Below are 23,214 nucleotides of genomic sequence, written 5' to 3' on the forward strand. Positions count from 1 at the left end.
GAAGCATGACGGGGACCACCGCCGCAAATACCGGACCAAGCAAAGCCGCTGCGCTGCCTCTCTGGCCGGCGCCCTACGCCAAAGGGCCCGTGGATGCCACGGTGACGGTACCTGGTTCAAAGTCGTTGACCAACCGGTTCCTGGTGTTGGCGGCTTTGGCGGATGGTCCCTCACGGCTGCGGGCTCCGCTGCATTCCCGTGATTCCGCACTCATGATCCAGGCTTTGCGGCAGTTGGGGGCCACGGTCACGGAGGTTCCCGGCGACGGCGACTACGGCCCTGACCTTGAGATCACCCCGATGGATCCCGCCGCCCCAAGCGCCGGGACAGCCATTGACTGCGGCCTCGCCGGCACGGTCATGCGGTTCGTACCTCCGCTGGCGGCCCTGCGCAAGGGAACTACCGTCTTCGACGGCGACCCCCACGCCCGCAACAGGCCGATGGGCACCATCATCGAGGCGTTGACCGCCCTCGGCGTTTCCGTGGCAGCCGAAGGCGGCAGGACGCCGTCGGCCCTTCCCTTCATGGTGGACGGCACCGGCGAAGTCCGGGGCGGCCACTTAGTGATCGATGCCAGCGCGTCATCGCAGTTTGTGTCCGCCCTGCTGTTGGTCGGCGCCCGTTTTACCGATGGCCTCCACTTGGAGCACGTCGGCAAGCCTGTACCCAGCCTGGACCACATCACCATGACCGTGGAGGTCCTCCGCAGCGTGGGCGTCACCGTGGATGACTCCGTACCCAACCACTGGCGGGTCTCCCCCGGGCCCATCCACGCCTTTGACCAGAGGATCGAGCAGGACCTTTCCAACGCCGGCCCCTTCCTGGCCGCAGCCTTGGCAACACAGGGCACAGTACGGGTCACCAATTGGCCGGAAGGCACCACCCAGGTTGGCGATATGTGGCGGACCATCCTGGCCACCATGGGAGCCAGCGTCACTATGGAGGACGGAACCCTCTCCGTGACCGGCGGACCGGTCATCAAGGGCGCCGACTTCGACGAAACCAGCGAACTCGCGCCCACCGTTGCCGCCTTGTGCGCTCTGGCTGCCGGCCCCTCGCGGTTGACGGGGATTGCCCATCTCCGTGGCCATGAAACGGACCGGCTTGCGGCACTCGTTGCTGAAATCAACTCCCTGGGCGGTGACGCCGAAGAGACCGCCGATGGCCTCATCATCCGCCCCGCGGCTCTGCACGCCGGAGTGGTCCACAGCTATGCCGACCACCGCATGGCCACTGCCGGCGCCATCCTGGGCCTCGCCGTGGAAGGCGTCCAAGTGGAAGACATCGCCACCACGTCCAAGACCATGCCGGAGTTCCCGGAAATCTGGGCCCGAATGGTGGGGACCATCTCCAGCACGGATGGGGCACAAAACTGACCATGGGCCGCGATGCACGCTCCTGGGACGAATCCGACGTCCGGATCCGACCCAACAAAAAAGGGTCCAGGCCACGGACCAAGGACAGGCCCAGCCATGACGACGCCGTTATCGGGCGGATCATCACCGTTGACCGCGGACGGTACAGGGCGATTGTGGACGAGGATTCCGCGAACGCACGCGTCGTCATCGCTGCGCGCGCCCGCGAACTGCGGCGTAACCCGGTAGTACCCGGGGACTTCGTCGCTTTAGTGGGGGACGTCTCCGGTTCGCCGGACACGCTGGCGCGGCTGGTCCGGGTGGAAGAACGACGAACCCTCCTGCGACGCAGCGCGGACGACACCGACCCCATCGAACGCGTAGTGGTGGCCAACGCCCACCAGTTGGTCATTGTTGTTGCAGCCGCCAACCCTGAACCGCGCACCGGATTCATCGACCGCGCCTTGGTGGCAGCCTACGACGCCGGCATTGAGCCGTTGCTGCTCATCACCAAGGCGGACGTCAAGGATCCGGCAGAATTGCTTGCCAACTACCTCAGCCTGGACTTCCCCGTCATCATCAGCCGCACGGCGGACTCCGAAGCAGGCGGCATCGACGCCCGCTCCGATGACGGCCTGTCCGCACGGTTGGACCGCGACGCCGTAGCCCAGTTGCGCTCCCACCTCGGCGGCAAGGTCACCGTGATGCTCGGCCACTCGGGCGTGGGCAAGTCCACCATGGTCAATGCGCTGACAGGGGCGGAGAGGGCCACCGGCGGCGTTAACGCCGTGACAGGCCGTGGCCGGCATACGTCCTCCTCCGCTTTGGCCCTGAAACTCGCCGACGCCCCGGCCGGCAGTTGGATCATCGATACCCCGGGCATCCGGTCCTTTGGCCTGGCCCATGTGGACCCTGACCGGATTCTGCATTCCTTCCCGGATCTTGAACCAGGAACCGAAGCCTGTGAGCGGGGATGCAAGCACGACGCCACGGCCATCAACTGCGGCCTGGATCCGTGGGTGAACAACGGCCATGCAGGACCTTCAGGAGCAGCACGGTTGGCCTCGTTGCGCCGGTTGCTCGGTGCCGACCCCCGGATGGAAGCAAAAGAGACCAAGGAACTGGGCACCGTCAACTGATCGTTGCGGCTTCACGTCCCCGCTGCAGCGAACGTTTCAGGATAGTTTGGTGGCATGACCCATCCCGTTTCCACCTACAACGATGACCTGCGCCTTGCCCACGTCCTCGCTGACTCAGTCGATGCCCAGACCATGGACCGCTTCAAGGCCCTGGACCTGAAGATCGAAACCAAGCCAGACCTCACACCTGTCACTGACGCCGACAAAGCAGCGGAGGAAGCCATCCGGGGTCAGCTCTCCCGGTCCCGCCCCCGGGATGCTGTCCTTGGCGAGGAGTTTGGCAGCAGCGGACACGGCTCACGGCGTTGGATCATTGATCCCATCGACGGGACCAAGAACTTTGTCCGGGGCGTACCGGTGTGGGCAACATTGATCGCATTGGTTGATGAGGGTGAACCCGTGGTTGGCGTCGTCAGTGCACCCGCCTTGGGAAAACGCTGGTGGGCTGCCAAGGACATGGGCGCCTACATGGGCCGGTCCCTTGCCGCGGCCACCCGTTTGAAGGTCTCCAACGTTTCCCGCCTGTCCGATGCCTCCTTGTCCTACTCAAGCCTGTCCGGGTGGAAGGACCGCGGAAACCTGGATGAGTTCCTGGGGCTCACAGAGGATGTATGGCGAACCCGGGCCTACGGCGATTTTTGGTCATACTGCCTGGTGGCCGAGGGTGCAGTGGACATCGCGTGCGAGCCTGAGCTGAACCTGTACGACATGGCAGCCCTCGTCCCGATCGTTACGGAGGCCGGTGGCCGTTTCACCTCCCTGGAAGGCGACGACGGTCCGTTCGGCGGCAACGCGCTGGCCACCAACTCCATCCTTCACTCGGAAGTCCTCAAGCGGCTCAACCCGGGCCTGGACGACCTGCTCTAGGCAGGTTCGTTTCAGGGCACGCACGCTGCTTTTCACCGAATATTCGAAGGCGGAAGCCTCCTTTTGGAGGCGTCCGCCGTTTTTTCTTCGCCAGATCGGCGATTTACAACCCGGCGTAACAAAGTGCTTAACAAAGCGAAGCGACTTTGGAGGGGCCACTGGAGGTGCCCTAACCTTTTTTACAGGTCACGAGTGCCAGCGCTAAACCCCGGTTTGCTGGCCGGCAACCCTCCATTCGCGGCGGGGTGCCCCGGGTGACGACCCGGCCGGTCCGGAACGGATGCGGCAAGCGCGGATCCCCCTCCGGGGATCCCTCTTGAGTGAGGTCCCATGAGCACAGTTACGTTCGACTCAAACATCATCCCGGCTTTCGCCGGTGAAACCCCGTCTCAGGCAGCTCCCGCTGCACGGCCACTCGCCGCCGTCACTGGCGCTGAGCTGCAGGCACCGCTGATCCAGGGCGGCCACGTCCGCTATGCGAATCTGGACTACGGCGCATCGGCTCCGGCCCTGACCATCGTCTCGGCCTACCTCAACGAGGTCCTTCCTTACTACGCCAGCGTTCACCGCGGCGCGGGCTTTGCGTCCCAGATCAGCACCTCGGTCTATGAGAATTCGCGCAGTATTGTCCGTGAGTTCGTCGGCGGGCGTCCCGACGATTCCGTGATTTTCACGCGAAACACCACAGACTCCCTGAATCTCCTGGCAGGCTGCCTTCCGCAGATTGACGGCCGTTTCTCCGGGGAAGTCGTTTATCTGGACATCGAACACCACGCCAACCTTCTTCCTTGGCAGGGTGTCCCGCACCGCAGCGTCGTAGCGGCCTCCACGTTGACCGCCACGGTGGACAAGCTCCGCGATGAATTGGCCCAAGGCGGGGTCAGCCTGCTCGCCGTCACTGGCGCCTCCAACGTGACAGGTGAAATCCTGCCGATCGCAGAACTCGCTGCACTGGCGCACGAATACGGTGCCAGGATCGTCGTGGATGCCGCCCAATTGGCACCCCACCGCCGGATCAACATCACGGAGGACGACGTTGACTACGTGGTGTTCTCCGGTCACAAGCTGTATGCCCCCTTCGGCGCAGGCGTCGTAGTGGGCCGCCCGGACTGGCTCGACGCCGGGATCCCCCACCTGGCTGGTGGCGGCGCCGTCCGTGAAGCCCGCCTCGACTCGGTGAGCTGGGCAACGGGCCCTGCCCGCCACGAAGGCGGCTCCCCCAATGTCCTGGGTGCCGCAACCCTCGCCCGGGCCACCCAGGTCCTCGCCGGGCTGGACCAGGAGGCGTGGCACGCCCATGAAGCCGCCATCCGCAGGTACCTGGTGGATGGCTTGGAGGCCATCGACGGCGTGACCGTGCACCAGATCTTCACTGACTCAGATGACACCATCGGTGTGGTCAACTTCTCCGTGGAAGGATTCGACGCCGGACTGGTGGCGGCGTATCTGGCCGCCGAGCACGGAGTTGGCCTCCGGGATGGACGCTTCTGCGCCCACCCACTGCTCAAGCGACTCGGACTTCCCTCAGGCTCCTTGCGTGCCAGCTTTGGCGTCGGCTCCCGGTTGGAGGACGCCACGAGGCTGCTCGCAGGCATCGAGGGGCTTAAGCGCAACGGGTTGGGCTGGGACTATGTGGTGGACGAGGGCCGCTGGGTACCTGCCAACGACCACCGGACCTACCCGGAATGGGCGCCCAACACGCCCGGCACTGCAGGCGCTGCTCCTTGCACTGTTGACTAAACGCGCTTTACCGCGGCTGCGGTAAATTCGTAGGGTATCTTTTGGCGACCCTGTGAAGGAGTTTTTGGTGGCATTGCCCTCTCCGGCCGCCTCCAGCGGACGGCCCGGCGTTCCCGGACCCGCCGGACCGCATGGTCCCAAGCTCCACGCTGACCGTCGGAACGAGTTCGGCCAGAGCTTCCAGGACGGTGGCGAGCACTACGATCGAGTGCGGCCCGGTTATCCCCGGGAGTCCGTCGAATGGCTTGTTCCCCAGGGGGCCACGACTGCTGCGGATCTCGGAGCGGGTACTGGCAAGTTCACGGCCCTCCTCGTGGAGCGCGGACTGGACGTTGCCGCCGTCGACCCTTCCACCGACATGCTGGAGCAGCTGCGCAAGTCCCAGCCGCACGTCACCGCGCTGGAGGGAACAGCTGAAGCAACAGGACTGACGGACTCAGCATTCGACGTCGTCAGTGTTGCCCAGGCCTGGCATTGGTGCGACCCACTGGCCGCGAGCACCGAGATAGCCCGTATCCTCCGGCCGCACGGGACCTTGGGACTGGTCTGGAACCAGCTGGATACCGACGTGCCCTGGGTTCATCGGCTCTCGCGCATCATGCATGCCGGAGACGTCCACAAGCCAGGGTTCCGTCCACTGATCGGCCCGGAATTTTCCGGCGCGGAAAGCCACTTCACCCGCTGGTCGGATGCCTTGACGCCCGAAGACATCATGGAGCTGACCAAGTCGCGGAGCTATTATCTCCGCGCCAACGACGCCACCAGGGCGAAAGTCATGGGCAACCTGGAGTGGTACCTCTACGAGCATCTGGGGCACGCACCGGGAGACAGCGTTCCACTGCCGTACGTGACGCAGACCTGGCGGGCGTTCAAGGTGCGCGCTGCGCGGCCACGGTAGGCTTGAGGTGTGAAGACCAGTACGCCCTCCTCCTCGATTGAGGACTACGTCAAGGTCATCTACTCGTACACAGAGTGGCAAGACAAGCCGATAACGTCCTCCCAGCTTGCCCAGCGCCTGGGTGTGGCTAATTCCTCCGTGTCTGAAATGGTCCGCAAGCTCAAGGACCAGGGACTGGTGGACCACCAGCCCTACAGCGCCATTCGCCTGACACCGGCGGGCATGCGCCTGGCATTGGCCATGGTGCGCCGGCATCGCCTCATTGAGACCTATCTGGTGGAAGAACTCGGGTACAGCTGGGATGAGGTCCACGACGAAGCTGAGATGCTGGAGCATGCAGTGTCGGATACCTTCATCGAGCGCATGTCCGACAAACTTGGCCACCCCGTCAGGGACCCGCACGGTGATCCGATCCCTTCGGCGGATGGCTCCGTTGAACTGCCGCACGCCTACCGCATGATTGAACTGGACCAAGGCCACTCCGGGCGTATCACCAGGATCAGCGACGAAAACCCGGATCTCCTCAGATACCTGGCAGCGGAAGAGATCACCCTCGACGCCCCGGTTGAAGTGGTCGGCCGCAAACCTTTCGGCGGAGCACTGGTGGTGCGGATTGGGAGCGGCACCTCAGGCCGCGAGTTCGATCTCGCCGACGAAGTCACGTCCGCACTCTGGGTCCAGAGCGCTGAAGCCCACGAGGGCTGCGTCCTTCCCGCCCGCTGACCCAACCCCGGCCGGAGCTCAGCCGGGATGCCCGGCCGCCCCGCCGTCGTCGGACGCTGCATCAGGTTGCCCGTCAGCGGCAATCGCCGCCCCCTTGGGCGGATTTCTTATCCCGACGGCGGAAGCTACTGCCCCGGTCAGGAACAGTGCGGCTGTGACCAACAGGGCGTTGTACAAACCATCGCGGCTGAAGATCGGCCCCACGATCAGTCCCGCGAAGGCAATGGTGATCAAGCCGGCAATGCGGGCAACGGCGTTGTTGACCGCCGAACCAATTCCCGCCTCCTCGGGCGGGACAGCACCAAGAATGGCGGCTGTCAGGGGCGCCACCAAGGTAGCCAATCCCACTCCGAAAACAATCTGGCCCGGCAGTACCTGTGTCCAATAATTCAACGGCTCCTGGACCGACAACGACATCAGGAAGCCCACACCACACAGCAGCGGACCCACGGTCATGAACCATCGGGGCCCGTACTTCCCTGCCAAGCCACCAAAATACGAGGCACACAGCATGAGGATGACGGTGCCAGGCAGCAGGGCGATGCCCGCCATAGTGGCAGCCATCCCCCCAACTTGCTGAAGATAGATGCCCAAAACAAAGAACCCCAGGGAAATTCCACCGTAAATGGCCAGCGTTGCCAGGTTGCCCCACCCAAAGTTGCGGATCGCGAAGAGCCTGAGTGGCAGCATGGGCTCGGCAGTCCTTGCCTCATGGAGCAGGAAAAGCACCATGGCTGCGATGCCGGCCACCAGAGGCAACCACACCTGCACGCTCCCCCAGCCCATGCGGCTCTGTTCGATGAACGCAAACACAGGGCCACCGAGGCCCACCATGGCCAGGACGGCTCCGAGGTAGTCAATATGTTTGCTCTTGTCCCTCGCGGCGTCGGATGCCCGGAGACCTGCGAGCATGGGCCAAATGGCAACGGCGGGAATGACATTGATGAAGAAGATGACCCGCCAGGAAAGCAGGTCCACCGCCATGCCGCCAATCACCGGACCCACGATGGCCGCAGCGCTGGTCCAGCCGGACCACTGGCCGATTGCTTTGGATTGGGCCGGACCGGTGAACGACGTAATAATCATGGCCAGCGAACTGGGGACCAGGAGGGCCCCTGCAATACCCTGCAGTGCCCGCGACACCACCAGGACTTCGCCGGACCACGCCAGCCCACACAAGACCGAGGTCACCGCGAAACCCGCCAGGCCCCATTCGAGGATTCGCGCCCTGCCGAAATGGTCGGACAACGAGCCGGCCACCAGGATCAACGCACCCAAGGTCAGCAGGTACGCGTCTACTACCCATTGTTGGATGACCAGGCCGCCACCGAGCTCCCTGCCGATGGCAGGCAGTGCGAGATTGACCACAAAACCATCGAGGATGGCGATGAACGACGCCACGATCGCCACCACCAGCACGCGTTTCTGTAGCGGAGTACTCGGCAGAAGCGCGGCAGCGTCAGTCATGAGCACAGCCTACGCCCGTGAAGTCCCGTATCGTTGAGTGGTGATCAGCAGACGTGATGCCGCATTGGCCCTTGATATTTCGATGGAAATGGCACAGCGCCACGGTATTCCGTCCAGGCTTTCCGAAGCCGAACTCCGCGACATGCAAGACAATCCCCCCGCTTGGTTGGTGCAGTCGCGCGCCAACCGTACCGGCAAACGCCCCGTCTGGGTCCATCTGACCTGTGCCGTGTGCGGCTATTCCGAGGCCATTAGGCCCAAAAAGTGGTGGCCGGACTTTTCCTTCGTCTATTGCGGTACCCACCGGAGCAGTGACCTTCCCAAGCTCTTCCTCGGGGAAGTACGCAGCGAATACGAGGGGGTCGGCAGCCGCTTCGTGGGCGTCGTCGATGTTCCGGAGAGCAAGGCCTAGCCTCCGTTCACGGCTGGACCATCTCGGAGGGCACCGCAAGAATCTGCACTGGTTTCCCCTCCCGCAGCACGGTCAGGGGGAAGGGTTGGCCAATGGCCTCTTCGAACAACAACTTCTGCAGGCTCTCGGCACTGGACACAGCCCGTCCCTGGGCGCGGAGCACGATGTCCCCGGGTTGAAGTCCGGACAGCTCCGCTGGAGACTGTGGAATCACCTCTACCACCCGCAAGCCTTCCTTCTGCCCCGTCCGTACAACGGCACTTGCATCCAGGGGAATTGGCGTGCTCACCAAGCCCAAATACGCACGGTGCACCCGGCCATCCCTCAGCAGGGACGCGATAATGCGCTGAGTGGTGGTGTTGATGGGCACGGCCAAACCCAGGCCCAATCCTGCTACCGCGGTGTTGATGCCCACGATGCGGCCGCGAGTATCGGCCAAGGCTCCGCCGGAATTCCCCGGATTCAGGGCAGCGTCGGTTTGGATCACATCCTCGATGACCCGCTGGTGTTCGCCCGCCCTGACGGGAATGGACCTGCCCAACCCACTGACGACGCCCGCAGTCACCGAGCCGGCCAGACCCAGCGGGTTTCCCACGGCGATCACCAACTGGCCCACCTTCAGGATTTCGGCATTGCCCAGCACTGCCGGAGGCGGCGTGGACTTCACGCCACGGACCACGGCGAGATCGGATAAAGGATCCGCGCCCACCAACTCCACGTCCGTGTGTCTCCCGTCGGCGAACACAGCCCGGCCGGACCGGATACCAGCCACTACATGGGCGTTCGTCAGCATGTATCCATCGCCGGTGAAGACCACGGCCGAGCCACTGCCCTTGCGGATCTGGCCCCTCCGGCCGGTGCTGGTCATCTCGATGGCGGCGACGTGGGGTGTCACAGATTCCGCAACCCGGACCACGATCTTCGAGTACGCATCCATGGCCTGCTCGTCGTCGTCAGGGACTTGCAGTTCGAAGTCCGGTTCAGTGCTCATCACATGCCTCCTGCCACCGCTCCGCCGTGGTTCGGCGCTTATCCAGTTCAACCGCCGGCCCTTGGCTGATAGTCCTGCGGACAGTACGCCGTGGGTGAACGTGGAAGTGTCCTGCCTTGGTGCGTTCGGGCATGGAAAAACCCCCGGATCACGATGATCCGAGGGCTTTCCGTGGGTGGAGATGGGGGGAATTGAACCCCCGTCCGATGTCGTTTTGTCAGGGCTTCTCCGGGCGCAGTTCGCGTCGGATTTTCTCGGCCCCAGCCATCCTGCGAACAGGTGGCTGATCCGGGCCCAGTCATCTAAAAGTCCCGTTTACCTCAATGACGAAGGCAAACAGCAGTGGCTATCTAAATGACGCCAGGAACCGGGGCGATAGCAACCCCGGGCTGACGGACTGTCTTACTGCTTAGGCAGCGAGAGCGAAGTCAGTGCGCTTAGATTCGGCACTTATTGGTTTGCAGACAGCGTTTACGAGATAATTCTGCATCCTCGGCCCGCTTCACCTGTCGCGACTAACATCGTCGAAACCGATCATCCCCGTATTTTGTTACCAAACCCGACTGGAACATCGACCTTGTCGAATTCCCTTCGGACTACTCATCATAACGCATGCATCCGGTGGAACATTCCACGGGCGCGGTGGGCGTGGCGCTACCGGCGGTTGCGCTCCCGCAACTCACGCAGCGATTCGCGCTTGTCCTGCTGCTCACGCAGCGTTTGGCGCTTGTCGTAATCCTTTTTGCCTCGGGCAATGGCGATTTCCACCTTGGCGCGGCCATCCAGGAAGTACAACTGGAGCGGCACCACGGTGAAGCCGGACTCGCGGATCTTCTGCGAGATTTTGTCCAGTTCATCGCGATGAAGCAAGAGCTTACGACGCCGGCGCGCGGCGTGGTTGGTCCAGCTCCCTTGGTGATACTCAGGGATATGGATACCTTCCATCCACAACTCGTCGTTGTAGAAGGTGCAGAAGCCGTCCACCATGGAGGCATGGCCTTCACGAAGGGACTTCACTTCTGTTCCCATGAGGGCGATGCCGGCCTCATAGGTGTCCAGGACATGGTAGTTATGCCGGGCCTTCCGATTGGTGGCCACTACCTTACGGCCACTTTCCTTGGGCACGGTAGAACTCCTTGTTAGATGCGGATTTCAACTAGTGTACGCCAGTGCCGGGGGCCTCCCGAGCACTCCCCACACACTAGAGGAGGTTCATGGGATCCACAGCGGAACCGTTCAACCACGTTTCGAAGTGCGCATGGCAACCGGTCGAGTTACCGGTGCTTCCCGAGTAGGCGATCAGTTGGCCGGCAGAAACGCGTTGGCCGTTCGACACCACAATGCTGCTGTTGTGGTAGTAGATGGTGGTCAGCGAATTGCCCTGGACTACGCCATGGGACAGCTTCACACGCCATCCACCGCCGTCGGCTGAGTTCCATCCTGAGTTGAAGACCTCGCCTGCAGCCGCCGCGTAGACCGGAGTGCCACATGCCGCGCCAAAGTCGATGCCGGTGTGCATGTAGCCACCCGTACCGTAGAAGTCGATGGTACCCGGGGGCGTTGCGCGCCAGCCGAATCCGGAGGTGATGGGAACATAACTGGCAAAGGGGTGACGCAGTCCGAAGGCGGACGGCGATCCTGCTGCCGGTGGAACGTACGGCTGCTCTGGTGGGGCCGGACGGCCTTGGGCCGCTGCTGCGGCTGCGGCCGCTGCGGCAGCCTCTTCAGCAAGACGGCGCTGCTCCGCTTCCCAGGCTTCCCTGAGTTTCCGGTCGCGCTCTACGATTTCAGCGGCCACGGTGTTCTGCTCAGCCTTGACGCGGGCCAGATTGGCTTCGATACCCGGTTTGGCAGCCTGAAGCTGCCCATTCAGGCGCGTGGTGTCTTCAATGAGCTTGTCGACTTCGGCTTTCTTGTTCGCAGCCTCGTCCCTTGCCGATTTCTCCCGGTCAAGCGCAGCGTCTGCTTTTGCTTTGAGATCTTGGATCTCTTCTTCGACGGCTACCAGCCGTGCCTGGGAATTCACGTTCGTGGCGTTCTGCTGGGTCAGCTTGGTCATGGCGGCGTTCTGGCTGCGCATGGCCTGGTCAGCCAAGTCCATGGACTCGGTCAGGTTGCCGGACTCACTGGACCCGAACAGAAGGGCGATGTTGGTGGGAACACCACCGGACTTGTAAGCCTGGGAGGCGATCTGACCGATCAGTTTCTTGGTATCAGTGATCTTCTGTTTATCACTTTCCAACTGCTCGGTGATCTTGGCCTTGTTTTGCTGGGCAAGTTCAACCCTGGCCGCCAGAGCTTCAACTTCCTTGACCGCACTCGCCACCCGGCCCTGCGCCTCAAGCAGCGCCTGCTGGGCTCCGGGAAGGCGGCCCTGGTAGATCACCAGGTCGCCGGCAGCCTTGGCGATGTTGGCATCGACAAACTCCAGGGATGCCTGAACCCTGGCGGCTTCAGCTTCAAGTGCGGCCTGCTGGTCTTCAAGGTTGTCGGCCTGGGCAGCGGGCGCGCCCGACAGGAGGCTGACAGCCAGACCCACAGCAAGCACGGCACCCATGATCCGAGCATTGCCCGACGCAAAGCGCCGGCGCAGGGAGATCGGGTCCAACGCGGTCATCAGGAGTCCTTTTCGGTTGTCAGCATGAAGGGTGATCGGGCTTGGGCGGTCATCGCTAGACCTTCAAATACTTGCGGAGGGTCAAAAGCGAGGATATCCCAGCCAAACCCGCACCCAAGGCAATCAGCACGGGCGCGATCACCAGCACCTGGGTGGAGGAAATAAAGGGGGTGTTGAGGAACTGTGTCGACAGCTCACCATTAAGCCAGAAGTGCGCCATCAACCAGAGCGTGACCGAGGCTAGGACTGCCCCCACAACGGCAGCGATAACACCCTCCAGGATGAACGGGAGTTGGATGACCGTTTTGGATGCTCCAACGAGCCGCATGATCCCGGTTTCCCGGCGTCGGCTGAAGGCAGAAAGCCGGATGGTGGTGGTAATGAGAAGCACTGCGCAGAAGATCATGACCACGGCTACGCCCATCGCAGCAACCGACGCACCGTTCATCCAGGAGAAGATGCGCTCCAAAACCTGCCGCTGGTCGCTGACCGTCTCGACTCCCGGCTGGGAGGAGAACGTCTCGCTGATGATCTGGTACTTTTCCGGGTTCTTCATGTTGATCCGGAAGGAAGCCGGCAGCTGGTCCTCGGACACCGAATCCACAATCGGTGAATTGGAGAACTGTTCCTTAAAGTGCGTGTAAGCCTCAGCCTGGGATTCGAACTGGAAATCGTTGATGTATTGCTTGACCGCCGGCGACTCAAGCATGGCCTGCAGGTTTTCCTGCTGCTCCTGGGTGGCCGGACCCGAAGCGCAGCCCACCGCCGTCGAACCGTCGTTGCAAAGGAAGACCGCCACCTGGACTTTGTCGTACCAGTAGCCCTTCATCTGGTTGATCTGCATCTGCAGCATGCCGGCCGCACCGACGAATGTCAGGGAAACGAACGTTACCAGGACCACTGAAATGACCATGGAAAGGTTCCGGCGCAAGCCACTGCCGATTTCCCCCAGGATGAACAGGAGCCTCACAGCTGCGCCCCCTGTGCACGGTTGAGTTCCTCGCCGCTGGCATCCCGCAGGCGGCGCGATTCGCCAACCACCGGAATCATCGAGGTGTAGAGCGCCTTGGCTTCGTCCCGAATAACCTTGCCGTTCTTGAGCTCCACCACCCGGCGGCGCATTTCATTGACGATGTCGTCGTCGTGGGTTGCCATGACTACTGTGGTGCCGTTCTGGTTGATCTTGTCCAGGACTCCCATGATTCCCATCGAGGTGATGGGGTCCAGGTTGCCGGTCGGTTCGTCAGCCAGCAGGATGCCGGGACGGTTTACGACGGCGCGGGCGATGGCCACACGTTGCTGCTCGCCACCTGAAAGTTCGTGGGGCATGCGCCGCTCCTTGCCCTCCAGGCCAACAGTCTTCAGGACCTCAGGAACGGTTTCGCGGATTATTGAACGGCTCTTGCCAATCACCTGCATCGCGAAGGCAACGTTGGCGAAGACATTCTTCTGCGGGAGCAGGCGGAAGTCCTGGAACACCACGCCGATGCCGCGACGAAGCTTGGGTACACGCCAGCTCGAAATGTTGGCAACGTTCTGCCCGGCAACATACACAGACCCGGACGAGGCTTTGTCTTCCTTCAGGATCAAGCGAAGAAAAGTGGACTTGCCTGAGCCCGAAGCACCTACGAGGAAGGTGAATTCGCCGCGGTTGATCTCAAGGCTGACAGAGTCGAGCGCCGGTCGGGCATTCTGCTCGTAGACCTTGGTGACATTCTCAAATCTGATCATGGCCCTTTAGAACCCCGCCGGACATGACATAGTCGCCCAGTCCAACAGCCGGAGCGCGGGCTTTCGATGGGGGAAGTGAGAGCACCGGCCACTCGACTATACGCACGGGCAGCCCGGATTTACCGGGCTTTGGAGGGTGTGTCGCGGAATCCAGAGCGTTGGCGCGAACCGGACTCCGCCCTTCTCCGTCCTAGCCGGCTGCCGCGTTGCGGTTGCCTGTACGCCAACGGATGCCGGCGTCAATGAAGTCATCGATGTCGCCGTCCAGGACTGCTGAGGTGTTGCCTACTTCATGTTCCGTTCGCAGATCTTTGACCATCTGGTACGGGTTGAGGACGTAGGAGCGCATCTGGTCACCCCAGGACGCCTTGACGTCTCCGGCCAAGGCCTTCTTTTCCGCGTCCTCCTGTTCCTTCTTGACCAGCAGCAATCGGGACTGAAGCACGCGCATGGCAGCGGCACGGTTCTGAAGCTGTGACTTTTCGTTCTGCATCGAGACCACAATGCCCGTGGGGATGTGAGTCAACCGCACTGCCGAGTCGGTGGTGTTGACCGACTGGCCTCCGGGCCCCGAGGAACGGAAGACGTCAACACGAATTTCGTTATCCGGAATTTCGATGGAGTCCGTCTGTTCGATCAACGGAATAACTTCCACTGCCGCAAAGGACGTCTGTCGGCGGCCTTGGTTGTCGAAGGGGCTGATGCGGACCAACCGGTGTGTTCCTGCTTCGACGCTCAACGTGCCGAACGCGTACGGCGCCTTGACCTCAAAGGTGGCGGATTTCAGTCCCGCCTCCTCGGCATAGGACGTATCCATCACGGTGGTGGGGTACCCGTGGCGTTCTGCCCAGCGCAGGTACATCCGCATCAGCATCTCGGCGAAATCTGCCGCGTCAACTCCACCGGCACCCGCACGGATGGTAACCACCGCTTCGCGTTCGTCGTACTCGCCTGCCAACAGCGTGGTGATTTCGAGTTCCGCCAGAGCCTTGCGAATGGACGCCAACTCCTTGGCAGCCTCCGCCATGGAGTCTTCGTCGCCCTCGTCCTGGCCGAGTTCCACCAGGACTTCAAGGTCGTCGATCCGGGAGTCCAGCTTGGAAAGACGCTCAACTTCGGACTGCCGGTGTGACAACCGCGAAGTTATCACCTGGGCAGAAGCCGGGTCATCCCAAAGGTCCGGGGCTCCGGCTTGCTCGCTCAGTTCAGCGATCTCAGCCTTTAGTGCATCAACATCGGTAACGTTCTCGATGGAGCTGTAAGTTGCGCGAAGTGCGCGGATTTCTGCGGGAAAATCTATCTCAGCCATGGTCCTCCCAGCGTACGCTATCCGTCACGCTCCCCCGACGGCTCCGTTCTTTCCTGCCGGACCATGACCCGGACCGTTACTGCGTTAAAGATGAGCGGGCTACCGATCGAGCCTCAACCAGGATCCCGTCCGGCAGGAGGAAGCTGATGACCGGAGGATGGGCCACAGCGGTAAGGACCACTACGGCTGTGCCGCCGGGCTCGCTGCCAGTGCCGGCCGCCAGGGCAAGGCGGTCATGATGGGAAGAGGCGCCAGTGCCGGAGAGGTAGGAGGCTGCCCCGGACCGCACGCGCTCATCCACCAACGACGGTTCAGGGCGGCTCCCGGCCCCTATATCCCCCACCATGAAGGAGTCGGCAGCGGCAAGCGCTGCTCCGTCCGCCAGCGACAACAGTTTCTTGTGCTCCAAATAGACCGCCGAGACGGCCATGACCACTGTTGCCAGAAGGAGCGCAAGCACAACGAAGCCAATAATGAGAACGGCGATCTCGCCGTCTTCGCGGGTTTTTCCGTTGAGCAGCGTCGTCACAGGAAGCGCCCCACTGCTTGAGTGGCCGATGCACTCAACCTGGCGGCACTCATGCCCACTGTGTCTCCAAAGGGCATCAGGGGCAAGGGAACATCGAGGGTGACCGTCACCGTCACCTTTGCTCCAGCCGACAGACAGTCCGCTCTGTCACACGACACCTCAACCCTGGCGTTGTCCGGGGTATGCCCGTAGTCCCCCAGGGCAAGGAAGACTGCCCGTTCCGCCGCCGCCCCGGCATCGGCAAGCTCATCCCGCGCCACAAACACCTTCGCGGCTTGGTCGGCGGCCCCGACCACCGCAAAAGACCCCCCTTGGATCTGTCCCACCGTCACCACGAAATAGACCACGGGGACCATGAGCAGTACAGCCAGGAACGTAAATTCCACTACGGCACTTCCCTGTTCGCCCCCAAGCGCCCCCGCGCCTGGCCCGAACCTCCTGGCGGGCACCCCGACTCGATCCCCGGCGGGCACCCCAAAGGAACCGTCAGCGGGCACCCCGGCCGGCCCGGCAGAGAGGCATAGTGCCTGGTGCATCCTTTGCCTGAAGGCTTTGAGCAGGTTCAGGCGTGGCTCAGTGTGCTGCATGACCCTTCACCTCCAGCAAGCCACGGGGACCAACCAGCCCGACAACCGGCAAGGGCGCCGTCACCGTCACCTCCAAGGTGCGGGCTCCGTCCACCATGACGTCGCTGCAAACGATGTCCCCGGAAAAGTCACTGTTCAAGGCGGAGCGAATCAACTCCGCGGTCCGTGCCCGTGCATCTGCCGGTGTCCGATCCGCCAAGGCCCCGTAACGCGCACCGGAGGCCGCGGCATCAATCAGGGTGTTGCGGACGTGCAACACCAAGGTGAGCTGGATGATCGCCATGAAGAACAGCGTCAACAGCGCGCCGACCAAAACAAAGTCGACAACGGCGGACCCGCACTCATCGGAGGCGTTCCGCCGTTGCTTTATCCGAAGCCCTGGAACAACGGCGGTGTCCGGCCGCACTCCTACTGGCCCACTTTCTCAATCGCCTGATCGAACAAGCCCTCCAAAGCAGGAGCAGCCAGGGCAAGAAGGCCAGCGACCAGGACAGCCGACATCAGAGTAATCATGACCCAGCCAGGCACATCCCCTCGATCCCGGTCCTCGGCACAGGACAGTCCCCTGAACGCGACCGCCATAACCCACGAGCTGCTGACGACGCTCAGGAAGGAGGTGGCGGACAGTCTTCTTGTAATGCGGTTCATTGTTCTCCCCAGGATGAATGGATCGGCGGACGGATATGGCGTGAAGTGATGCGGTGGATTCGGTGGACCGTGCTGCATCCATGGACTGGACTGCCTCGACGGATAAAACCTGGGCGTTCTTGACGGCTGGCTTACAGGCTGATTTCCAGCGCAGCCATGGCCGGGAAGGCAGCGAAGACGACTGTCAGCGGGAGCACCCCGAAAACGAGGGGAACCATCATGGCAATTTCTTTCCTGCCTGCGGACTCCATGAGCTCGCGTTTTGCGGCGTCGCGGACGTCCGCGGCCTGCGCCCGGAGGACATCGGCCAAGGGCGTCCCCCGTTCCACCGCGACCACCAGCCCGTCAAAAAACCTGACCAAGGGCGGCAGCTCCGACCTCATGGAGAACGCGTGGAGTGCCTCCGAAAGTGACTTGCCGGACCTGGCATCAGCGAGGACCAGACCAAACTCTGCAGAAAGTTCCCCACTGGAACTGCGGCTTACCCTGTCCATGGCGCCCATGGCGCTCTCGCCTGCAGCAACGGCGAGCGCCATCAACTCCGCGAGACTGGGAAATTCGGACAGCATCGCCGATTCCCGCTTTTTGATCCGTTGTCCCAGAACATAGTCACGGAGCAAGTACCCCCCTGCTGCACCAGTGACGACACAAACAACAAGGAAAGCCGGGCTGAACTGCCCTGCGGCGGCGCTTATCACGACGACAAGTACCGCCACTACGAAACCTGCGCCGGCCCACAGGAGCTGCTCGGCCCGGAAGTCCAGGGTGGATTTGGAAGAGCCAGCACGCGCCAACCTCTTTCCCAGCGCCGCAGACCCGATATTGAACCGGGACATATACGTGATGGCGTCACCAATGATGGGACGCACTATCCTCTCCAGCGGGCCGAACGGTGTGAGGTTATAGGTTGGTGTGCGCAGGAGCCGGGATTCCAGGTTCCGTGATCTCAACTGGGCCTCTATACGGTCCGAAAAGGTGTTTCCGCGCATGAAGGGGAGCCGCACCAGGATCAGCCAGCAACCCGCCCCTAGAAGCAGCCCGTAGAGCACGGCGAACGCGGTGGTAGTGGTCATCGAAGCACCCGCTGATCCTCAGGCAACGCCCCAACCCGCAGCATCACGGAGTAGCTGACAACGGATACCAGCAGCCCACCGAGCAAGACCATGGCTCCTGTGGCCGAGTTGTAGGCCAGCATCGCTTCAGGCCGGCTGGCCATGACAACCAGGACCACCCAAGGCGCCGCTACCGCAAGCCGTGCTGCATTGATGGTCCATGACTGTCGGGCTTCAAGCTCACTTCGCGTGCGCGCGCTGTCTCTCAGGAACTCGGAAAGAGTGCCAAGCATCCGGCCGAGATCCGAACCACCAACCTCGCGGGTCATTCTGAGTGCCTCGATAATACGATCCGCCACAGGATCGGCCAGCCGTGCCTTCAGCCTGTTCAGGGCAGCCTCAAACTGTCCGCCGGATCTGTAGTCCGCCCCAAAGTCCAGGAACAGCATGCGAAGTTCTTCCGGTCCCTTGTACCCCAATTGGATCAGCGCTTCCGGCAGGGCGAGACCGGCACGTATGGCTGAGCGTAAGTGGTCCACGATGTCCGGCCACAGGAGTCGAAGTGCGGCCCGACGTTTGCGTGCCCGCCAACGGACCGCTGCGAAAGGAACCCACGAAGCAAAGAGGGAAAAGCAGGCTGCAACCGGAGGCGATCCCGTGACGACGTAGAACACCAGCAAGGCGAAGAGACCGAAGCCTGCGCACGTGAGAAGAAGACCTCCACCCGTGACTTTCTCGATTCCGGCTGAGGTGAGCAGCAGCTCAAGGCGCCCGGGGCCTGTCTCCTTCACTTCTACCTGCGGTTGTACCCACGAGGACCACCAGATGAGGAACACCCCAAGGCCGCAGAGGATGCCAAGAAGGGGCGCCATCAGTTCAGCTCCAATAGGGCGGCGACGTCGAATCCTGCCCGGGCGAACTTCTCCGCGGCAGGCATGGAGTTGGCCCGTGGCAGCAGTTGCGCGCCGACCATGCCGAACACACCCGAGGATTCGATGATTCCGTTTTCGACCCTCCGTCCAAGGGAGAGGATCTCAGTCACCTGCCTCCTGCCCTTGGAGTGGCGGCTGCAGTGCACCACGAGGTCGATGCAGGATGCGACTGTGGGCACTACGAAAGCACTGGAAATATTTGCTCCTGCCAGAAGCGGGAGCGTGCAAATCTTGGTCACTGCGTCGTGTGCGGAATTCGCATGGACGGTGCACATGCCTGGCAAGCCGGAGTTAAGCGCAATCAGCATGTCGAGGCTCTCCGCTTCACGAACCTCCCCCACGACCAGCCTGTCCGGGCGCATCCTCAAGGCTTCCTTGACCAACCGCCGCAGCGGAATTTCGCCTCCTCCTTCCAGGTTGGGTTGCCGGCACTGAAGTCCCACGACGTCGCGCAGCGGGAGTTGCAGTTCGAAGATCTCTTCCACCGTAATGACACGTTCACGGGAACCAATGTGTGCGGCAAGGCAGTTCAACATTGTGGTCTTCCCGGCCTGGGTGGCACCCGATACGAGGATATTGAGACCGCTGGCCACAGCTGCTCCAAGGAACCGGGCCGCCTGCGGCGTAAGGCTTCCCAGCTCGACCAAATGCTCCAGGCGGCTTGCCCGGGCAATGAACTTCCGAATGTTGACGGCCCAGTGCTTCCGGGTGATGTCCGGGATGGCGACGTGCAACCGCGAACCATCAGGAAGGGCGGCATCGACGAACGGCGATGAAAGATCCAGCCTGCGCCCCGAACTCTTGAGCATTCGTTCTACAAGGTCCCTGACCTGCTGCTCGGTAAGGCTGATGCCCGTCAGTTCCGATTCACCGTTGCGGGCAACATAGATTTCGTGCGGTGCATTGATCCAGACCTCTTCAATCGCGGCATCGTCCAGGAGTGGCTGCAATGGCCCGAAGCCTGCCACCGCATCGAAGATGTGCCGCCGGGCAGTCTCAAGGTGGCCGAGGGAAGGCAGGGGGCCCAAAAGCGCACGTTCGTCGTAGTCGTTCACTGCCGCTTCCACCAGAAGCCTGACATCCGAAGCCTGCTCGAGGGGATCCAATCCTCTGCGCCGGATGAGCTCCCTGACTTCTCCCTCGACGATCCTTACAGCATCCACTTCTTCCCCCACCGCCCACGAAGTTTGATAAACGAGAGGAACATCTCGCCTCATTCACGCTAAGGGAGCCCCCACACCCCTTCAACCCAGAGGAGCGGGCATGTGGATAACTGTGGATCAGCAGTCACGTCAGCAACCCAAATCCCACTAGTCACTCCAGTTTCAGGATGTTATGGTAAAGCCCGTTAGGAGCTGGCCTTTGGTCTCATGCGCAAGCGCCCGCCCCGGAGCTTGGCCGCAAGCCACCCCATGCGCCGCTGAGCCGCGGTACAGGGCCGGATATAAAGATGAAAAGACGTTCAAGTGACCCGTCCCGCCGGACTCCGCTGGCCCGGGTCGGCCTGGCGCTGACGATCGCCCTGGCAGCGGGCAGTTGCCTTGGATCTCCCGCCTGGGCGGAAACGACCGGACCACGCCCAGCTCCTCTACCGGAGACCCAGTCAGCAACCCCAGTGCCGGAACCAGCAGGTACCGGTGCCCCGGCACCATCCCCCGGCAGCTCGACTCCCGCGGAGACCCAGGTGCCCGGGCAGCAGCAGCCGTTGCCCGCCGTCGGGCCTTCACCTGCAACAGTGCCGCTGCCGGCAGCCGGGTCAACGAACGATTCCCAAGCGCAGCCGCCCTCAACGATGGCCATGCCCGGCAACGCCCCGAACGCTGAAGCGATGAAGGCGGCTATGCTGGCAGCCATCCCGGCGGGCGGCGCAGAAATGGGCCAACGGTCTCCCCGGGTGCTGGCAGCCAAGCAGGGCAAAGACGCTTCGGGAGCGTCGGGGTCACGGGCAGTAGGAGGCACAGTCAACGCCGCCGTCCCCTTGGCCGCCGATCCGGGCCATTGGCGGCCCACTATCGGCATTGCAGGACAGGATGTCAGTGCCCACCAAGGAAACGTGAACTGGCAAAGCCAGTGGAACCAAGGATCCCGTTGGGCGTACGTCAAGGCATCCGAAGGCAATTACTACCTCAACGAGAACTACACACAGCAGTACAACGGATCCCGCAATGTGGGCATGGTGCGGGGTGCCTATCACTTCGCCATCCCCAACTGGTCATCAGGTGCTGATCAAGCACGGTACTTCGTAGCGAACGGTGGTGGCTGGACGGCTGACGGGTACACCCTCCCGCCGGTCCTGGACATCGAATACAACCCCTATGCCGGGCGAACCATCAACGGGTTCTACTTCGGGAACACCTGCTATGACATGTCCAAGGCGCAGTTGGGGCAATGGGCAGCTGACTTTGGGAACACCGTAAAGGCCCTGACCGGCCGCTTCCCGGTCATCTACAGCACCACCGATTGGTGGAACACCTGCGTTGGCAACACGACGTTCGGCAGCTATCCACTCTGGATTGCTTCCTATTGGAACAATCCCACCAACTCACCCGGCTCCATGCCGGTGAGTTGGGGCAACTACACCATGTGGCAGTACAGCAGCACCGGCCCCTTCGAAGGCGATTCAAACATCTTCAACGGCAGCTACGACCAGCTGCGGACCTTTGCCCGCGGGGTTTCATATCCTTCCAATCCGTCCATTAAGTCAGCCGCAGACATCCTGACCACCAGCGCGGCAGGACGTTTGGACGCTTTCCCGGCGAATGGGGCCGGCAGAATCACCGGCCCTGTGGCCATCGGCTCGGGATGGTCCGGCGCGAAGGCGCTCTACGTGGTGGACTGGAACCAGGACGGAGTCCAGGACATCCTCTCCCAGTGGTCCGACGGGACGCTGAAGGTCTTCCGGGGAGCTCCCGGGGGTTCTTTCTACGCGCCCATCCAAGTGGGTTCCGGCTGGCAGGAAATGTCCCTGACCGTAGGCTGGTGGAACGTCAAGGATGCCTATCCCGGAGTGATCGGCCAGGACTATCGGGGGAACCTGTACAGATACTCGAACAGTGGTGGCGGCGGACTCGGGAACGGTGTCCTGATAGGAACCGGGTTCAGCGGACACCAACTGAACCAGATCGACTTCGACGGCGACGGCAACCAGGACATTGTCACACGCACAACGGACGGCACCCTGCGGCTTTTCCGCTCCAACGGTGTGGGCAGCTTCATCAGCGAGCCGGGTCGGGTCATTGGTTCGGGCTGGGGTGGCATGACGGCAGTGAGCTCAGCAATCAACTTCAATGGAGCGGACTCGCAGGGACTCCACGCCTGGGCCTCGAACGGAGACCTCTACTATTACCCCGCCGGTTCCGGATCGTGGGGTAACCGCAGCCTTATCGGCGTGGGGTGGAACGATGCAAGCCTCATCAGCGGTGCAGCACTGGACGTGGAGTCCACCCTTGGGATTGACCAAGAGGACATCGTGGCAGTCCGCCCCGATGCCAATCTCTACCGCTACCCGGGAACCGGCACCACTGCATTGTTGCCCGAAGACCTCATTGGCACTGGCTGGGCGGGGTTGAAGGCGGGCTTCGTCACGGACTGGAACGGCGACGGCGCCTTGGACATCGTGGCGCAGTGGTCCGACGGGCGCTTGAACGTCTATCCCGGCAGGAACGGCAGCGGCTTTGGAGCCGCGATCTCACTGGGGAGCAACTGGAAAGACTGGACGCTGAGTGTCGGCACGTGGAAGAAAGCTGACGCACATCCCGGAATTGTGGGATATGACGCCACGGGCCGGTTGTACTACTTCAACAATCCCACCGGAAGAACCGTTTCCACCGGTGTATCCATTGGCGTCGGCTGGACGGGCCTGGAGATCACACAGGTGGACTTCGACAAGGATTCCAATGCCGACCTCCTCGTCAAAACGGGCACCGGCGATCTCAAGCTGTACCGATCCAACGGGTCCGGCAACTTTATCCAGGAATCCGCCGGCGTTGTGGGCACGGGCTGGAATGTAATGTCAGATTTTGCAGCGATCCGTGGTTTCGCAGGTGCCGGTTCGCTGGGCATCATCGGGAAGACCACCGTCGGGGACCTGCGATACTACCCCGTGGGCGCCAACAGGTCGTGGGGAACACCAACCAAGATTGGTACGGGCTGGAGCAACCTGACAATTCTGGCACCGGCTGCCAGGTAGCGGCCGGGCTCATAAAGTGATGGCGGGC

22 protein-coding genes, 1 other RNA gene and 1 riboswitch are annotated in these 23,214 nt (G+C 62.3%); of the genes, 8 read left to right on the top strand and 15 right to left on the bottom strand.

Annotation, left to right across the window (positions count from 1 at the left end):
* Nucleotides 1-5: 5 nt before the first annotated feature.
* From aroA to ABQM86_RS13705, 6 genes are all read left to right on the top strand, one after another.
* Nucleotides 6-1,376, top strand: a complete 1,371-nt coding sequence (gene aroA / locus ABQM86_RS13680) for a 3-phosphoshikimate 1-carboxyvinyltransferase (protein ID WP_369744676.1) — start codon at nucleotides 6-8, stop codon at nucleotides 1,374-1,376.
* A 2-nt stretch (nucleotides 1,377-1,378) separates the two neighbouring features.
* Nucleotides 1,379-2,494, top strand: coding sequence for a ribosome small subunit-dependent GTPase A (locus ABQM86_RS13685; protein ID WP_369744678.1), 1,116 nt, complete (start codon nucleotides 1,379-1,381; stop codon nucleotides 2,492-2,494).
* A 54-nt stretch (nucleotides 2,495-2,548) separates the two neighbouring features.
* Nucleotides 2,549-3,361, top strand: a complete 813-nt coding sequence (gene hisN, locus ABQM86_RS13690; RefSeq protein ID WP_207593938.1) for a histidinol-phosphatase — start codon at nucleotides 2,549-2,551, stop codon at nucleotides 3,359-3,361.
* A gap of 184 nt (nucleotides 3,362-3,545) precedes the next feature.
* A riboswitch (SAM riboswitch) is annotated at nucleotides 3,546-3,659 on the top strand.
* Nucleotides 3,660-3,691: 32 nt separating this feature from the next.
* Nucleotides 3,692-5,101, top strand: coding sequence for an aminotransferase class V-fold PLP-dependent enzyme (locus ABQM86_RS13695; protein WP_369744679.1), 1,410 nt, complete (start codon nucleotides 3,692-3,694; stop codon nucleotides 5,099-5,101).
* A gap of 73 nt (nucleotides 5,102-5,174) precedes the next feature.
* Complete coding sequence (locus ABQM86_RS13700; RefSeq protein WP_369746672.1) at nucleotides 5,175-5,999, top strand: class I SAM-dependent methyltransferase; 825 nt, start codon at nucleotides 5,175-5,177, stop codon at nucleotides 5,997-5,999.
* Between the two features lie 9 nt (nucleotides 6,000-6,008).
* A complete protein-coding gene (locus ABQM86_RS13705; RefSeq protein ID WP_207593941.1) occupies nucleotides 6,009-6,722 on the top strand; it encodes a metal-dependent transcriptional regulator in 714 nt (237 codons plus the stop codon).
* Nucleotides 6,723-6,740: 18 nt separating this feature from the next.
* Here the strand turns inward: ABQM86_RS13705 and ABQM86_RS13710 are convergent, their stop codons facing one another.
* Nucleotides 6,741-8,195 carry an MFS transporter gene (locus tag ABQM86_RS13710; RefSeq protein ID WP_369744681.1) on the bottom strand — a complete coding sequence of 485 codons (1,455 nt, stop codon included), beginning with the start codon at nucleotides 8,193-8,195 and terminating at the stop codon, nucleotides 6,741-6,743.
* A 76-nt stretch (nucleotides 8,196-8,271) separates the two neighbouring features.
* Here ABQM86_RS13710 and ABQM86_RS13715 point away from each other — a divergent pair, with 76 nt between their 5' ends.
* On the top strand, nucleotides 8,272-8,601 hold the full coding sequence (locus ABQM86_RS13715; RefSeq protein WP_280628015.1) for a hypothetical protein: 330 nt from the start codon (nucleotides 8,272-8,274) through the stop codon (nucleotides 8,599-8,601).
* 7 nt (nucleotides 8,602-8,608) lie between these two features.
* On the opposite strand, the gene ABQM86_RS13720 is transcribed toward ABQM86_RS13715, so the two are convergent.
* The 14 genes from ABQM86_RS13720 to ABQM86_RS13785 form a co-directional block, all read right to left on the bottom strand.
* Complete coding sequence (locus ABQM86_RS13720) at nucleotides 8,609-9,592, bottom strand: S1C family serine protease (protein WP_369744683.1); 984 nt, start codon at nucleotides 9,590-9,592, stop codon at nucleotides 8,609-8,611.
* Between the two features lie 173 nt (nucleotides 9,593-9,765).
* Nucleotides 9,766-10,134, bottom strand: a transfer-messenger RNA (tmRNA) gene (ssrA, locus tag ABQM86_RS13725).
* Between the two features lie 112 nt (nucleotides 10,135-10,246).
* Nucleotides 10,247-10,717, bottom strand: coding sequence for an SsrA-binding protein SmpB (gene smpB / locus ABQM86_RS13730; protein ID WP_017198498.1), 471 nt, complete (start codon nucleotides 10,715-10,717; stop codon nucleotides 10,247-10,249).
* 76 nt (nucleotides 10,718-10,793) lie between these two features.
* The gene (locus tag ABQM86_RS13735; protein WP_089595581.1) at nucleotides 10,794-12,209 is read right to left on the bottom strand and encodes a M23 family metallopeptidase; all 1,416 of its coding nucleotides are present in this window, start codon (nucleotides 12,207-12,209) and stop codon (nucleotides 10,794-10,796) included.
* A 55-nt stretch (nucleotides 12,210-12,264) separates the two neighbouring features.
* Nucleotides 12,265-13,179 carry a permease-like cell division protein FtsX gene (gene ftsX, locus ABQM86_RS13740; RefSeq protein ID WP_207593944.1) on the bottom strand — a complete coding sequence of 305 codons (915 nt, stop codon included), beginning with the start codon at nucleotides 13,177-13,179 and terminating at the stop codon, nucleotides 12,265-12,267.
* Nucleotides 13,176-13,940 carry a cell division ATP-binding protein FtsE gene (ftsE, locus tag ABQM86_RS13745; protein ID WP_017198501.1) on the bottom strand — a complete coding sequence of 255 codons (765 nt, stop codon included), beginning with the start codon at nucleotides 13,938-13,940 and terminating at the stop codon, nucleotides 13,176-13,178. Before ftsE ends, ftsX begins: the two co-directional genes overlap by 4 nt.
* Nucleotides 13,941-14,130: 190 nt before the next feature.
* Nucleotides 14,131-15,249, bottom strand: a complete 1,119-nt coding sequence (prfB, locus tag ABQM86_RS13750; protein WP_207593945.1) for a peptide chain release factor 2 — start codon at nucleotides 15,247-15,249, stop codon at nucleotides 14,131-14,133.
* A 76-nt stretch (nucleotides 15,250-15,325) separates the two neighbouring features.
* The gene (locus tag ABQM86_RS13755) at nucleotides 15,326-15,778 is read right to left on the bottom strand and encodes a pilus assembly protein TadG-related protein (RefSeq protein WP_369744685.1); all 453 of its coding nucleotides are present in this window, start codon (nucleotides 15,776-15,778) and stop codon (nucleotides 15,326-15,328) included.
* Complete coding sequence (locus ABQM86_RS13760; protein WP_369744686.1) at nucleotides 15,775-16,365, bottom strand: hypothetical protein; 591 nt, start codon at nucleotides 16,363-16,365, stop codon at nucleotides 15,775-15,777. Before ABQM86_RS13760 ends, ABQM86_RS13755 begins: the two co-directional genes overlap by 4 nt.
* Nucleotides 16,352-16,735 (bottom strand): TadE/TadG family type IV pilus assembly protein, encoded by a 384-nt coding sequence (locus ABQM86_RS13765; protein ID WP_207597594.1) that lies wholly within the window; start codon nucleotides 16,733-16,735, stop codon nucleotides 16,352-16,354. The genes ABQM86_RS13760 and ABQM86_RS13765 overlap by 14 nt, the downstream gene beginning before the upstream one ends.
* Nucleotides 16,736-16,773: 38 nt before the next feature.
* On the bottom strand, nucleotides 16,774-17,013 hold the full coding sequence (locus tag ABQM86_RS13770; protein ID WP_337339806.1) for a hypothetical protein: 240 nt from the start codon (nucleotides 17,011-17,013) through the stop codon (nucleotides 16,774-16,776).
* A gap of 131 nt (nucleotides 17,014-17,144) precedes the next feature.
* Nucleotides 17,145-18,086 carry a type II secretion system F family protein gene (locus tag ABQM86_RS13775; protein ID WP_369744688.1) on the bottom strand — a complete coding sequence of 314 codons (942 nt, stop codon included), beginning with the start codon at nucleotides 18,084-18,086 and terminating at the stop codon, nucleotides 17,145-17,147.
* A complete protein-coding gene (locus tag ABQM86_RS13780; RefSeq protein ID WP_369744689.1) occupies nucleotides 18,083-18,937 on the bottom strand; it encodes a type II secretion system F family protein in 855 nt (284 codons plus the stop codon). The genes ABQM86_RS13775 and ABQM86_RS13780 overlap by 4 nt, the downstream gene beginning before the upstream one ends.
* Entirely contained in the window at nucleotides 18,937-20,160 is a 1,224-nt protein-coding gene (locus ABQM86_RS13785) for a CpaF family protein (RefSeq protein ID WP_369746673.1), read from the bottom strand. Before ABQM86_RS13785 ends, ABQM86_RS13780 begins: the two co-directional genes overlap by 1 nt.
* Nucleotides 20,161-20,612: 452 nt before the next feature.
* On the opposite strand from ABQM86_RS13785, the gene ABQM86_RS13790 reads away from it, so the two are divergent.
* Nucleotides 20,613-23,186 carry a GH25 family lysozyme gene (locus ABQM86_RS13790; protein ID WP_369744690.1) on the top strand — a complete coding sequence of 858 codons (2,574 nt, stop codon included), beginning with the start codon at nucleotides 20,613-20,615 and terminating at the stop codon, nucleotides 23,184-23,186.
* Nucleotides 23,187-23,214: the final 28 nt, after the last annotated feature.

It is taken from the genome of Paenarthrobacter sp. AMU7 (assembly GCF_041200195.1).
Classification (GTDB): Bacteria; Actinomycetota; Actinomycetes; order Actinomycetales; family Micrococcaceae; genus Arthrobacter.

Excerpts from the sequence above, each read along its gene's own strand:
- aroA (WP_369744676.1), top strand. The coding sequence starts at position 6 with ATGACGGGGACCACCGCCGCAAATACCGGACCAAGCAAAGCCGCTGCG.
- ABQM86_RS13685 (WP_369744678.1), top strand. The coding sequence starts at position 1,379 with ATGGGCCGCGATGCACGCTCCTGGGACGAATCCGACGTCCGGATCCGA.
- hisN (WP_207593938.1), top strand. The coding sequence starts at position 2,549 with ATGACCCATCCCGTTTCCACCTACAACGATGACCTGCGCCTTGCCCAC.
- ABQM86_RS13695 (WP_369744679.1), top strand. The coding sequence starts at position 3,692 with ATGAGCACAGTTACGTTCGACTCAAACATCATCCCGGCTTTCGCCGGT.
- ABQM86_RS13715 (WP_280628015.1), top strand. The coding sequence starts at position 8,272 with ATGGAAATGGCACAGCGCCACGGTATTCCGTCCAGGCTTTCCGAAGCC.
- ABQM86_RS13720 (WP_369744683.1), bottom strand. The coding sequence starts at position 9,592 with ATGAGCACTGAACCGGACTTCGAACTGCAAGTCCCTGACGACGACGAG.
- ABQM86_RS13735 (WP_089595581.1), bottom strand. The coding sequence starts at position 12,209 with ATGACCGCGTTGGACCCGATCTCCCTGCGCCGGCGCTTTGCGTCGGGC.
- ftsE (WP_017198501.1), bottom strand. The coding sequence starts at position 13,940 with ATGATCAGATTTGAGAATGTCACCAAGGTCTACGAGCAGAATGCCCGA.
- prfB (WP_207593945.1), bottom strand. The coding sequence starts at position 15,249 with ATGGCTGAGATAGATTTTCCCGCAGAAATCCGCGCACTTCGCGCAACT.
- ABQM86_RS13760 (WP_369744686.1), bottom strand. The coding sequence starts at position 16,365 with ATGCAGCACACTGAGCCACGCCTGAACCTGCTCAAAGCCTTCAGGCAA.
- ABQM86_RS13770 (WP_337339806.1), bottom strand. The coding sequence starts at position 17,013 with ATGAACCGCATTACAAGAAGACTGTCCGCCACCTCCTTCCTGAGCGTC.
- ABQM86_RS13775 (WP_369744688.1), bottom strand. The coding sequence starts at position 18,086 with ATGACCACTACCACCGCGTTCGCCGTGCTCTACGGGCTGCTTCTAGGG.
- ABQM86_RS13780 (WP_369744689.1), bottom strand. The coding sequence starts at position 18,937 with ATGGCGCCCCTTCTTGGCATCCTCTGCGGCCTTGGGGTGTTCCTCATC.